The sequence below is a fragment of the Maribrevibacterium harenarium genome, assembly GCF_006385675.1.
Taxonomy (GTDB): domain Bacteria; phylum Pseudomonadota; class Gammaproteobacteria; order Pseudomonadales; family Marinomonadaceae; genus Marinomonas; species Marinomonas harenarium.
The window spans coordinates 1-13,191 of record NZ_VFRR01000003.1; the positions used below are offsets into that span (position 1 = coordinate 1).

14 protein-coding genes are annotated in these 13,191 nt (G+C 47.7%); 1 reads left to right on the forward strand and 13 read right to left on the reverse strand.

The window, feature by feature from the left end:
• Positions 1 to 378: 378 nt before the first annotated feature.
• The 9 genes from FJM67_RS02245 to FJM67_RS02285 form a co-directional block, all read right to left on the reverse strand.
• On the reverse strand, positions 379 to 957 hold the full coding sequence (locus tag FJM67_RS02245; RefSeq protein ID WP_140587065.1) for a YqiA/YcfP family alpha/beta fold hydrolase: 579 nt from the start codon (positions 955 to 957) through the stop codon (positions 379 to 381).
• A 22-nt stretch (positions 958 to 979) separates the two neighbouring features.
• Complete coding sequence (locus FJM67_RS02250; protein WP_140587066.1) at positions 980 to 1,435, reverse strand: DUF1249 domain-containing protein; 456 nt, start codon at positions 1,433 to 1,435, stop codon at positions 980 to 982.
• A 9-nt stretch (positions 1,436 to 1,444) separates the two neighbouring features.
• Entirely contained in the window at positions 1,445 to 2,416 is a 972-nt protein-coding gene (locus FJM67_RS02255) for an acetyltransferase (protein WP_181161409.1), read from the reverse strand.
• Between the two features lie 7 nt (positions 2,417 to 2,423).
• Positions 2,424 to 3,044 carry an NUDIX domain-containing protein gene (locus FJM67_RS02260; RefSeq protein WP_140587068.1) on the reverse strand — a complete coding sequence of 207 codons (621 nt, stop codon included), beginning with the start codon at positions 3,042 to 3,044 and terminating at the stop codon, positions 2,424 to 2,426.
• Positions 3,041 to 3,868, reverse strand: coding sequence for an energy-coupling factor ABC transporter permease (locus FJM67_RS02265; protein ID WP_140587069.1), 828 nt, complete (start codon positions 3,866 to 3,868; stop codon positions 3,041 to 3,043). The genes FJM67_RS02260 and FJM67_RS02265 overlap by 4 nt, the downstream gene beginning before the upstream one ends.
• 194 nt (positions 3,869 to 4,062) lie before the next feature.
• Complete coding sequence (locus FJM67_RS02270; RefSeq protein WP_140587070.1) at positions 4,063 to 4,869, reverse strand: SDR family oxidoreductase; 807 nt, start codon at positions 4,867 to 4,869, stop codon at positions 4,063 to 4,065.
• Positions 4,866 to 5,558 carry an acylneuraminate cytidylyltransferase family protein gene (locus FJM67_RS02275; protein ID WP_140587071.1) on the reverse strand — a complete coding sequence of 231 codons (693 nt, stop codon included), beginning with the start codon at positions 5,556 to 5,558 and terminating at the stop codon, positions 4,866 to 4,868. Before FJM67_RS02275 ends, FJM67_RS02270 begins: the two co-directional genes overlap by 4 nt.
• Positions 5,551 to 6,546 (reverse strand): Gfo/Idh/MocA family protein, encoded by a 996-nt coding sequence (locus FJM67_RS02280; protein ID WP_140587072.1) that lies wholly within the window; start codon positions 6,544 to 6,546, stop codon positions 5,551 to 5,553. The genes FJM67_RS02275 and FJM67_RS02280 overlap by 8 nt, the downstream gene beginning before the upstream one ends.
• Positions 6,546 to 7,619: a nucleotidyltransferase family protein gene (locus tag FJM67_RS02285; protein ID WP_140587073.1), complete on the reverse strand. Its 1,074-nt coding sequence runs from the start codon at positions 7,617 to 7,619 to the stop codon at positions 6,546 to 6,548. The genes FJM67_RS02280 and FJM67_RS02285 overlap by 1 nt, the downstream gene beginning before the upstream one ends.
• Before the next feature lie 308 nt (positions 7,620 to 7,927).
• On the opposite strand from FJM67_RS02285, the gene FJM67_RS02290 reads away from it, so the two are divergent.
• Entirely contained in the window at positions 7,928 to 9,277 is a 1,350-nt protein-coding gene (locus tag FJM67_RS02290; RefSeq protein WP_181161410.1) for an NAD(P)-binding protein, read from the forward strand.
• Positions 9,278 to 9,324: 47 nt separating this feature from the next.
• On the opposite strand, the gene FJM67_RS02295 is transcribed toward FJM67_RS02290, so the two are convergent.
• Genes FJM67_RS02295 through neuC form a run of 4 tightly spaced genes read right to left on the reverse strand, consistent with a single transcriptional unit; the run spans position 9,325 to position 13,190 of the window.
• Positions 9,325 to 9,996, reverse strand: a complete 672-nt coding sequence (locus FJM67_RS02295) for a class I SAM-dependent methyltransferase (RefSeq protein ID WP_219845874.1) — start codon at positions 9,994 to 9,996, stop codon at positions 9,325 to 9,327.
• Between the two features lie 11 nt (positions 9,997 to 10,007).
• Positions 10,008 to 11,003: a GNAT family N-acetyltransferase gene (locus FJM67_RS02300; RefSeq protein WP_181161411.1), complete on the reverse strand. Its 996-nt coding sequence runs from the start codon at positions 11,001 to 11,003 to the stop codon at positions 10,008 to 10,010.
• 1 nt (position 11,004) lies between these two features.
• The gene (gene neuB, locus FJM67_RS02305; RefSeq protein ID WP_140587077.1) at positions 11,005 to 12,030 is read right to left on the reverse strand and encodes an N-acetylneuraminate synthase; all 1,026 of its coding nucleotides are present in this window, start codon (positions 12,028 to 12,030) and stop codon (positions 11,005 to 11,007) included.
• A complete protein-coding gene (gene neuC / locus FJM67_RS02310) occupies positions 12,027 to 13,190 on the reverse strand; it encodes a UDP-N-acetylglucosamine 2-epimerase (protein ID WP_181161412.1) in 1,164 nt (387 codons plus the stop codon). The genes neuB and neuC overlap by 4 nt, the downstream gene beginning before the upstream one ends.
• Position 13,191 lies beyond the last annotated feature (1 nt).

Sequence of the window (13,191 nt, forward strand, 5' to 3'; positions counted from 1 at the left end):
AATATCTACCCCACTATCTCAGCTGGTTCCGGTATATGAAGCAGAATGAAAAGTCAGATCAAGGTCTGCTGTTTGCTGCTATGACCAACACCTAACTACAACACAGCCACAAACATACAGTCAACAGCATCATGACATATAAGACTCGCTCGCACTCAAAATGCTTTATGGAGCAGTGGTTGTTTTGCTTGCTCAGTAGGAGGTGCGCCATTGGAGGTTTTAAAAGCAATACGTGGCTCAACAAGATAGGCCGCACTAAGCCTTCTTCGAAGGATTGACTATCCATCCCTCGCAGCAAGCTGCGGGGCTTTACGTCAATTTTGGTAACAGCAAGGACTTTATCGGGACGGGGGTTAAATTACTCAACCCCGTTACAGACTAAAAGCCCGCGAAGCGAAGAATGTCATCGACAAAGCGCTCAAAACCAACAAAGCTGTGGTCGCCATCTGGTTCATGGGTGAGTTTTGCTGGGGTGGGAAAACGTTTTAAAGCGGCCCGGTAGTCCAGTACTTCGTCCCCTTCTTGCACCATCAGCCAATAGCGGGATTGGGTGGGGGTGGCAATATCGAGCAGTTCTAGCTGCTGCATATGGCGTTCGGTCAGTACATAGCGTTCCCCCGTATAGGGGTTTTTCTGTTCCCCTAGGTAATCCCGCAGCAGCACCGGTGCTGCTACCGCTGGGTTCACTAAAATGGCGGGCAGCTGATAACGCTCACTTAGATAAGTGCTGTAGAAGCCCCCCAGTGAGCTGCCAATCAAAGTCACTGACTCGGTATCTTGTTGTTTCGCTTCAATTAACTCACACAGCTGCTGGATCGCCACTTGCGGTTGCCAATCAAGACGCGGGCAAGCGAAGCACTGGCCAAGACCACGTTGCTCTAAGGCTTGTTTGACCCGTTGGGATTTGAATGACCGTTCCGAGCTATTAAAGCCATGAACATAGATTAAAAATGGCATCGTGTATTCAACGCTAAAGTGGCTAGTAGGCAAATTGGAAATCGGGCACATCGTAAAGTCGATGACCATGTTTGAGGCACAGCTCTAACAAATCGGCGAGTTGCTGGTTGAGACGAAACTTCTCGTCCCGATGCAACATGTCTTCATTGGGGTATGGGTACACTCCCATGTAGTGACGATGGCCGTCGGTGATCTCAGCAATACCGGCATCGTGATACAGACGAATATTCATTACCAGCTTAGTATCAAAGGGCAAGATGGCTTTGGTTTCGCTGTAGAACTCCAGCTTCACATCCGCAGTGAACCGACTTTCACCAATTAAATACAGTGACAACCGGGTTTGATGCTCGCCGCTGGTATTGACGGCAAAGTGCCAAGTGTCATCTTCCTCATGGCCACGCACGAGTTTACCGAGGCGTCGATAATTCAACTCCCCGAGTAACTGTAACTCGCTTAGGTTTGGCACATAGTGATTCATAATAACTGGCTACTTCTCTGCATTTTGGTCATGACACTCATTTATAGCGCCATTTTGTGAGGATTCAAGTAAGCAGGCTTCCTGCTGTTGCGCAAGTAAGCGTTGGTCTTTTTCTGTCCAATATTGGTTAAACCAAGTAAAGAAGGCCGCTTTATCTTTCCCCGCTGGATGGAAATCGCTCTGTAAAAAAGTGGCTGGGAACGGTACTTTGGTTGCTCGCACCGTGGCACAAGTTAGCTGTCCGGTTAACAAATCCCAAAAAGAACAATTCTCTTGGGGATAACTTAGGTTGAAATCCACAAGGTGATCAAAGTGCCCCGGCAAGGCTTCTAGCACATAGGCAATACCACCAGAACGGGGCTTGAGTAGAGTTTGGTAGGGGCTTTGCTGATGTTGGTGCTTTTTCGCGGTAAAACGGGTGCCTTCCACGAAGCTCAAAAGATTGTTGGGGTAGCGTTTGAAGCGCTCGCAGGCTTTGCGTGTCGTATGCAGATCTTTTCCGGCAAGATGGGGCTTGTTGGCGATCTGCTCTTTGCTGTAGCGCTTCACTTGGGGAAAACCCATGATATATGTGGCAGAGCCAATCAGTGGCAACCAGCGCAGGGAGCTTTTCATAAACACCCGCGGCAACCGCAGACGACCGTTTAGCTGGGCCAGTAACAAAAACACATCCACCCAAGAACGGTGGTTCGCAATCAGCAAATGGGATTGCTGAAAGTCCGATTGAAGCTGTGGGTCTAAATCCCAGCATACTCCAAGCATGTGGCGAAACCACCATTCGTTGGTACTCACCCAAGCCGAGAAACAGCGGTTCACTTGGGTTTCCACAAATTGGTTGGCCCACGAAAATGGCAGTAGCAAAAGAAGCGCTAAGATGTGGATCAAACTCACCCACAACATCACATTCAAAGCAATGACGGTAAAAGAGAGAACACCAACCAGATGACACAGCAACGGAGACCGACATAAGGACTGCAGCACAGAAACGTTACCCCAGCCACTTATCTCGCAAGCGTTGTTTATTCAGCGCTAACCATTGCAACCCCATGATAGTGCTCGCATTTTCGATATCGTGATCCAACAGACCGATAGCCTCATCAGCACTCATTAGGTGTAAGCGAATGTCTTCATGCTCTTCGTCGAGGCCTTGAGTTTGAGTCACGTCTACTTTATTCGCGTCAAACTCCCCGGCGTACATGCGCAGATACTCCACCAGTCCGCCAGGGGATGGCACAAACTTAAACATGTATTCTAACCGGTCAATGGTGACACCGGCTTCTTCTTTAGATTCGCGACGGGCCACTTGTTCGTCGCTCTCCCCTTCTTCCACCATACCGGCCACCAGCTCCAGTAACCATGGGGATTCAGAGCGCGGCAAACAGGGACGGAACTGCTCGATCAGCAACACTTGATCGGTATTTGGGTCGTATAACAGCACGCAAACGGCATCGCTACGCACCATCATTTCCCTAGTCATGTAATCCGACCACTCGCCATTAAATTTACGGTGACGTAGCGTCTTCTTGTGCATTTTGAAGAAGCCGTTGTAGACACACTCGTCCTGAGTCACTTGCACATCGGCTTTGGTGTATTTTGGGGTAAATCTCACCGGTCTTTATCCTTATCTTGGTACCACTCTTCCGGCGGGCGATAGGGGGCGTCTTTATCCTCGATAAAATTACCCTGCTCATCCCGCTCGGACTGGGTTTCATGCTTTTCCACATCAAGTGAATCGGGAATTTCTTCATCCAGAATCATGCGATGCTCATCTTGTTTAAAGTAACGTTCTTCGTCAAACGTCACCACCATGTTCGGGTGCAAAATAGTGATGGCAGAAATGAACATGCCATTGACCACTGCCTCAGGGAAAATAAACAGGGGCAAGTAGCCAAAATACTCACTGATGGTGATGCTGAACTCGTAAATGCCTCCCAAGTATAGCAACCCCACCGCTAGGGCACTGACCAAAGTGCTACTGATCAAACAACTCAAAAAACCAGTCCCCATAATAAACATAAAGGGATTGATCGGCTTGCGGGCTTCGATCCATTGGTGAATCCACCACGTCACTGCAATTGGGAAGACGCCGCTGATTAAGAAATTCAGAGCCAAGCTGGCACCTTCATCTAACCCGGAAAACAAAAATCCGAGCTGCGCTGCTGCCGCCGAAAGTATCGCCAACGGCCAACCAAACAACAGTGTCACCGTGGTCAAGCCGAGGAAGTGAATCACCACATCAAAGTTCAAATCGATATTGATGCGCCACACAATAACCAAAATTACCGTGACGGCTAGATAGCGATGTTGTAGTGCTTTATCTTCAATTAAAGATTGCCAAGGGGCAGCCTTGACCGCCATAAAAATAGCAAGCAGTGCCGGCAACACGGCGAACCATAATAAACCGCTGGGGAAAAGAGCACTGGATAGACTCATTTGCGTTTCCTGAATTGGCGTAATATTCTCGACGTCTCAACATCTCTCACTGTAAGCATAGTCACTCGGAGACAATGCTATAGCAAAGATTTGCAACGGTTGTAGATTGACTACGTTATGGCATCAACTTTGGCCCACTTAGAGCTTTCGTTAAATGGAGACAATAATAACGCCTGAAGTACTTAACAGATCGGCTATTTCGCCGTCCAACCACCATCTACTGCTATATCTTGCCCTGTAATGTAAGCACCGGCATCGCTCACCAATAGTAATAGCACACCAACTAAGTCTTCCTCCGTTGCCATTCGCTTACTCGCCGTATTAGCGATATAGCGTGTACGAAATTCTGGATTTTGTCCGCGCTCTACACCACCAGGTGTGACAGTATTCACGCGAAAATGACTGGGCAAGGTAGTACATAACCAACGCGTTAGTTGAGCCAATCCTGCTTTACTCGCCGCATAAGCAGCGGGATTTCCCATGGTTGTGCCTTCGTATAACGACATATCGGGGCCAACTTGGCCGTAAATAGAACTAATATTCACAATGGCAGGAGATGGTGCTTTTTCCATCAGGGGGTAAAGCCCCTGAATCAAGGCAAAAGGAGCGGTTAGATTCACTTCTAGGCAGCGACGCCATGTATTGAGTGATTGTTCTAAAAAGGGCACACCCCAACCTTCTATTTTATCCGTACCAACGAAAGCAGCGGCATTGATCAGAGCATCCAGCTTGGTGACACCCTGATGCACCCTTTGAATCAGCTCAGCTACGTCTTCAGGCTGCTCCAAGTCCGCTGTCATGGTAGTAATCGTACCGCCATGCCCCAATGCAGAAAGGGAGTCTTGCGCCGACGCTAAGACGTCACGGTGACGATCCACTAAAATTAGATCAGCCCCCCGTTCAAGAAATGCCGCAGCCGCTCTACGAGCGATATGGCCAGCACCTCCGGTAATTAGGACGGTGCGACCGGACAAGTTAAAAAGATCATCGGTAGTTTTCATAGGGGTTCCGTGAGATAAAATTCTGCTAAACGAAAGTCTTGTTCGGTATCGATATCCACCGCTGAGCGTGGGCTGACACGGTACATATCGACCCGACCATCAAGCACACCCGTTGCGCTCTGAATAAAGCCAAAAGTGGTAATGTAGCAAACCGTTGTCATGTCATAACATTCTGGTGCATCTTGGCGACGATGGGCCTCACCTTGGCAGACCAATTCAAATCCACCATGAACACTGGGTTTGAGCATATTAAAGTAAGGGTTACGCTGGGCGTCAGTCGCCGTTACCAAAATATCTAAACCATTGTCTACATATTGCTGGTAAGCCCCTTGGATATCTGCCAAGGTGCGTAGTGGCGCAGTAGCCGGGAGAGACAGGAAGACATCCTCTTTCGTTGCCAACCCTCGATCTATCAAGTGGGTAACTGCGTGCTGCCAAGCTAGCCATTCAGAAGCGGTATCAGACGCCAACTCATTCGGACGCTGAATAATATTCGCGCCAAAGCGCTTACCAACAGCTGCGATCTCATCGTCATCCGTAGAGACATAATGGGCGGCTACAAATGGTAGTTCCCGCGACAAATCAATGGCCCAACCAATTAGTGGCTTCCCCCCCAATAGACGCACATTTTTGCGCGGTACTCCTTTGGAACCACCACGGGCGAAGGTAAAGGCAAATACGTTAGGCATCAGTCACCTCACAACGTTGTCCCGACAAAACGGATAGTTCAATTGCTCTGATCCATTGCATCACCGCCACTCCGCCCGACAAGGAACACAGGTCTGACTGCAATACACCACCCTGAATGCTCTCTAATAATGACGCTAGCTGTTGATCAATAGCTGCGCCCACTGACTGCCCGGTGATGGTTTCGATACCTATGCCAAAACGATCAGTGGTGAGAGTATTGGCCATAAAATCTAGGGTATAGCGACCCTCTTCGCAGTCAATTTGTAAGCTTCGGAAAGGCTCACTGGATACCATATCCAAGGCGATTGAAGCCGCTATTAGGCGTTTATCTGAGCGGGCCTGCTGCATATCGGCCTGAATATAGGCGCTATCCTCTACCTCTAGCTTGAGCCATCGGCTTTTGCCCGTGGCTGCAAATGTCGTAATAGGCTGAAACCCTAGGTACATTAGGTAATCCAGTTCATGGCAAAGTTCGCGAATCACACCACCACCGAGGGATTTTTGTGCACTCACGTCCAAACGAAAATCTTCTGACTGTCGCCATGTGGGCAACGCCTGCCCTACTCGCCCTTGAATACTCAGCACTTTACCCAAGGCCGCCCCATCTAAATACTGTTTAAGAAGGCGCAACAATGGCTGTTGGCGTAAATCAAAACCGAGCACCACAGGCTTAGCGGGAACACAAAAATGCTCACAATCAGCGGAATCAGCACAAAGAGGCTTTTCCAACAAAATGCCTTGAACGGAATCTAGGTGAATAAAACCATTGTAAAAGGGCAAATGGGTGGTTGCTGGGGAGGCAATAATCACTAAGTTGGGCTGCCACTGTTGGGCTGCTGCTAGGTTATCGAACTGGGGGATGGCAAGCTCTGGCGCACATTGACGTCGCAATAAGGCGACTTCCACAGATTGTCCGCCAAACACCCGCAACACACTTTGGTAATGCTGCTTGCCGATACTACCGAAACCGACGATAAGCACTTTCATCAATTGAAATACTCGATAAATTCTTGCTGGGCACGCTCAAAATCCCCTAAACGGCCAATATCGAGCCAGTATTCATGCAAAGGAAAGGTACTGACAGATTCCCCGAGCTCCACTTGCTTGGTCATCAAGTCGGGCATATCGACACGTTCCCCGAGTGTCAGGCCATTCACCACATTAGGGGATAACACATAAATACCGGCGTTGACGAAATAATGATGCTCGGGCTTTTCCTTTATACTGACTATGCGGCTGCCATCGAGCTCGATTACCCCATAAGGCACCTGCATTGTGTATTCCCTCACACACATGGTGGCAGAGGCATGGGTAGACTCATGGAAATCCAGCAGAGCCCGAAAATCTACCTTAGTTAGCAAATCGCCATTCATTACGATAACCGGAGCGGACAGGGGCTCCTTGATTAAACTGAGCGCCCCGGCCGTACCAAGTGGTGAGGTTTCTTCCACATAGGTGATAGAAACGCCCCATTTTCTGCCGTCGCCGAAGTACTCTTTGACTTGATCACCAAGATAGTGAATGGAAATGTAAAAGGTATCAAAGCCGTGCTCGACGAAGCTGAGCAAAATACTTTCCAGCAAGGGACGTGGGCCAATTTTTAACAGTGGCTTAGGACAGTTTTGCGTTAGTGGGCGCAGTCTCGTACCAAATCCTCCTGCCATCAGGAACACAGGAGACTTTTGTACTTGCCGTCGAGATGCCGCATGCATGTAGGTTTCAATACCAACTACCCGGTGAAACTTGTCCAAAATGGGCAGCGCCTGAATTTTTTTTGACTCCATCAGGGCGATCATTTCTCGGGTTGGCGTTCCAAGGAAAGCATAAGTGGGGGTTTTGCACATGATTAGGGAAACGCTGGCTTCTAATGATGTGTGAGCCAGTATCGCACGACGGATATCCCCATCGGTAATGACCCCCTGCAACACGCCACTGGTGTCACACACCAGAACCAATTTGTAGGTTGATTCATTAATCAGTTCAATGGCTTTAAGAATCGGCGCATCACCAGTAACGATCACACTGGTGTAGTCATTCTCGTCAGGTCTGCTACTTTGCATAGGACATTTCCACTTAATCGGCCCAAGGCACCACTATCAATCACCGTACATCATACTGCTACTCATAGTTTTATTAACGGCGAGCATGGCAGTTTCTTTAATTCAGACAATTGTTTAACAGAATATTGATCTGGGTAAAGTTTGCTCCCTGTAGGGAGATTTTAAAGCTAAAGTAACGCCACCTGATGCCGTTTACTGCTGTATTCTCTCTGACGTATCAACCTAATGACAAAAGCAATCAGTGTCTAAACGTTTTTACAACAGAGATCTTTACCCCGACGAGCGGGGAACAAGACGAGGAGACTGCGATGTCGACACAGTATGATGAGATTATTGTTGGCGCTGGAATTGCTGGAATTGTGGCAGGCCTGCTACACGTACGGCAAGGTAAAAAGGTAGCACTAGTGGACTCGGCAGAGAGCGCTGGTGGACTGATGAGAACCTACATTACGCCTGAAGGCAAACACTTCGATTATGGCACTCATTTACTTAGTGAATTAGGTATCGCAGACTTGGATAAACTCCTCTTCGAGTGTGTGCGTAACGACAGTTGGCATGAGTTTGATTATCTAAAATCTGGTCATTTTATACACAAAACCCTATGCGAACGCTCCCCTGTCGTGGATGCCACGATTTTAAAAGAAGCCGATTATTTGCGTGCCATGGTTGAGCTAGTGGAGGCGACAGCCAACCCACGGGATGGTTATGATACTCTCTCCCAGCAGCTCACCAAATGCTTCGGTGACACACTGTATCAGGAGCTTTTGAAGCCCGCCGTCGAAAAACTTTTTTTTGCCTCGGCCGATGACTTGGCTACTAACTCCCATCTCCTTTATGGACTGGCTCGGGTACAAGGCTTTTCTGAGCAAACAACAAGGATACTAAAACAACTACCGAAACTTAATGATGTGTTGGCCTTTCACAGCCATAAAGAAGGCAATGGCGCGATTAAGCGCTATTACCCTAAACAGGGTGGTATTGGACAATGGGTCGATCACTTGTTGAGCCAGTTTTGTGAACATGGGGGCAAGCTATACCTAAACTGTAAAATCACAGGTATGTCAGTTCACGAACAAAAGGTAACAAGCCTACATACTGACGCTGGAGAGCTTTATTGTCAGAAGCTAACTTGGACAATTGCGCCGTTTATGTTGCTACAGAGCACTAACTTGCATGCTTTGCTCCCCGAATTTGCTGCCAACCAACTCAATTTTTTAGATAGTTGGCTTGTACATCTGGAGGTTGATCGAGCTCCGCTAACATCACTACATTACTATAATAATTTCGACCCCCAGTATGCTCATTTCCGCTCAACACTGTACAGCAACATGCAAGGAGAAACCGAAAACGGTGCCCACAGAGTTACAGTAGAAGCGTTCAGCAAACATGCTGATACAACGCAAATTAGCGCTACCGACATCCTCCAGGAGCTCATTGACTGTGGCGTATTTCCCCAAGAAAGTCAGCTCACTTATCATCACGTTGACCGCATTAGCCGGAGTTTTCCCGTTCCTACAGTGGCATTTCGTCAGCAACAACAAGTGCAAGTAAACTGTATCCGTGAGAATCTGAAAAATGTTTCACTCTATGGAAAAGCGAGAGGAGATATTTTCTTTATGAATGATGTCATACTCGACATCTATCAATCTTTGACTTAACTAAAATGGGGTGGATTAACCACCCCCAACCTATCGAGTAGGCAGTATCAGCTAACTTTTACGCCTGAAATCATCCACTCCTTTACTGGTGTTGCGGTCAGATTTCCTCGCAACACCATTTGGTCAATCTCCAGATCGATGAGTTGTGTAGGCAATAGTTCAGCTAAGTCCTCTTGACTGGTATAACGCACTGGCCCAATACCTGCCATGGGGCCTGAATCGGCAAGAAAATAACCGCGCCCCAGTGGTTTGCCAGTGCCATCACCGTCACTACCAGCGGTAAAACAGCGACTATAAAAGTGTCCATTAGGTTTCAGAACTCTTACCATTTCCTGATAAATGCGCTGACTGTCCACGAAGCTATTGCAGCTTACCGCCTCAACATCAATCACCGCATCAAAGACATTATCAGCAAATGGCAAAGATAGGATGTCACCCTGTTGAATATTACCCTGCCAATCAGGTACTTCCGCATTAAGACGCTGTGTCGTAATTTTTACACCGGATGCTGAACCTTCAATCCCATATGCCTGAAATCCCTCGCGGGCAATGAACCACAAGTTAGCCCCAGTACCAGAGCCAACCTCAAGAATTTTAATAGCGCTACGATCCTCGACTGAAAAAAAGCGTCGAGCCACAAAACGAATCAGATCCTCACCTGGATACTTGCCCCAAGGCCTTGATGCAAAAACTGTTTCCCAGTTGGAGTCCCAAGCCATACTCATGCTCCTTATGAAGGTCGATAAAAAATAATCCGTCGTGGCGGGTTAGCAATTGACTGTTTTAGCTTTTCATAGCGTTCGCTATCAATAATAAAACCACCAATCAGAAACGGGGTCAGTGTCTTACCAACGGAATGTTTAAACTGGAATAGTGGATCTTGCTGATCATTTGATAAACCGCCACCTAAATGTAAATACCGATATTGATCCGAAAAATGCTGGCTTGCTTCGTGCAACAATAGATTTGTCGCACCTAACTGGCGCCCAACGTCGTCGGAGCAGGAAAGATGGTACTCCAGATACTCCCCTGCCCCCATCAAAATCGCGGCGGCAATTAGTCGCTGTTGATGCCACACCATCACCAACGCAGTTACTATCGGCAATTCGAACAGCTGCTGGAAATACTCTGGGCGATAGCGATACTGCTTCATCCCATCCAACTCATCCATTCGTTGATTATAGAGTGCGGTAAATGCAGCGAGTTGCAGGGTATCCGGAGTAAGCGTAATCTGAGTAAAGCAATCCGCCTTTTTGGCCTTCTTAACGTAACGAAGTGCGCGGGAGCCTAGTTGTTTCATATGATAACTCGTCAAGACAACGGAACAAGTCTGACGGTTAACAAACACATCACCATCGAACCCATGATGATTAGCTAGTAATGGGTGAAAACGCACAAACTCCACGAGACAAGATTGCTTCGCCAACCACCGACGATACTGCTCATAGGCCTCTCGTAAAGCCAATGGTTCGTTACAAGAACATAATAAGCCACCATAGCCACGGGGGCTTTCGCTATCGCGAATCGCTAGCTCGGGGCTGTCTATGAAATGACCACTAAACAGGTAGGTTTTATCTCCTATGCTACCACCAAAAAAGTATGGTTCGGCTCCCTTATGAGCTGCATCCAAGCTCACGTAATCAGGATGTAAGTACGGGTTGCGCTTGGTACTTGGCAATTCATCAAACAAGCGGCGAGCGGCAGAGATATCTAGCGCTACCAACATTCTAACCACCGATATCGGATAAAACCAACGGCTCATCCACGGCAAGATCTCGTTGTGCCACCTTTCCTATAATGTCAGGCCAGCACATGGGTGACATTCCAGCAAAGCCGATACGTTTCGCAATCACATTATGCTCATTGAAATGCTCTCCTGCACGGATCGGCTGGCGAGCAACCAGATATTTACGAGCGATATGAAGATTCCCCGCTTCACTAGCAGAAACTTTTTTGACGCCATCACCTTTAATCAGTTCGATTCGACGAATGCCTTTTACCAATGCGCTGAGCTCCTGAGGGTCTAAAGACGCTTTATGATCTGGCCCAGGTAAGCTTTTGTCCAAGGTAAAGTGCTTCTCGATTACAGTCGCACCCATTGCAACGGCAGCAGTAGATACATCAATACCCAGAGTGTGATCTGAATAACCAATTGCGACACCGGTAGCACTTGCAATAGCACTCATGGCGTTTAAATTCGCATCTTCAAGTGGCGTTGGATACTGAGTATTACAATGTAAAATCGTAATCTGCTGGCGCTGGGCACCATGGTCAAGTAATACCTGTAATGCTGCCATTATTTCCTCTAAGGAGGACATACCCGTGGATAGAATGATCGGTAAACCGGTCTTAGCGCTGGCTACCAATAGTGGCCAATGAGTAATTTCCCCGGAGGGGATTTTCAAACGCATGACCCCAATTTCTAATAACTGCTCCAAGCTTTCTAAGTCGAAGGCCGTCGATAAATACTCAATTCCCTGCTTACGACAATAATTTGCTACTTGCCGGTGCTCGGCAAAAGTCAATGTAAGCTGTTGCAGCATCTTAAGCTGAGATGTCGTCTTACCGATGTTTTGCTTCTGATATTCCGCTTGTTGAGCACTAGCCGAAACCGTCAATTCTGGTACAAAGGTCTGAAATTTTACAACATCAGCGCCCGCCAGGACGGCAGCATCGACCATCTCTAAGGCCCGAATTACCGAGCCATTATGGTTAACTCCAGCTTCTGCAATGATCAAAGTCGGCTTGCTCATTTTGCGATTCCACTATCAGGCAAATCAATAAAAGGTTTTATACCGGTCAACCGAGGAAGCTCCCGGCGCAGTATGGTTAATATCTTATCGGCACAATGACCATCACCATAAGGGTTTTCAATAATGAAGTTGGCTTGCCGTAGCTGTAAAGCGGCAGCGATAGTCGTAATGATCTGATTACGGTCACAAGGTGTATCAAGTACACTATTGCCTCGTAGCCGCCCTCTCTGTCGGTCACCAATATTTACTGTAAAAGTGCCATAGGCCGGCGCTTCGTAGAGACCGCTGGAAGAGTTCCCTATCACCAACGCGGCTTCGGATAAGGCCTGTCCATAACGCTTAAAACCAAGACTTGCCTCTAAATGCACACTATCTGGGTAGCGATGTTTAAAGTCATGCAACCCATGGATCAAGATGTCACCACCACGATCGCAATTGGGATAAGTCATTAGCAAATTATATTGATCAAGATAAGTTTCTAGGGCGGCAAGAACTTCATTTTGCTGCATCAAAGGATCAGCACCGGAGGCTGTCTCAGCATGAAATGTGACCAACATAAAGGGCTTCCGAGACTCATGCCATTGACACGGTTCTGTAGCGAATAAATCGATAGTTTGTCGATGATGGATGTGTTCTAGCCCAAGCTCTCCGACGGTAAATACCCGCTCAGGAGCTTCTCCCATTTGAATCACTCGTCGACGAAATGACTCACTGCCCACAAAATGCAGATCACTGAGTTTGGTCAACCCATGACGAACTCGGTCATCTATTGCACCTTCGGTAATTTCCCCACCGCTGATATGTGCGATCGGGACGCCAGATACTACGGCGATATTAGCAAAGCCTAGTAATTCATACCTATCGCCGAGCAAAATCACGAGATCAGGGTGAGTATCTTGTAGATAGGGATAGAATTGTTGACTGATAAGAGCATACTGACTACCAAAATCAGAGGCACCATCGCGGAGATAATCGATGGTTTTATCAATATGCCACGGAGCAAGAGTAATCTCATCTATGGTATAGCCATACTTATGGCTTAAGTGAGAGCCTGCTACTACCAATCTAAGGTCAACGTCATCGGCACGATGCAGGACATCCAGCAACCAGTACAATAGGCCGTACTCTGCACGATTGGTCGTCACCACAACCAGAGTCAAT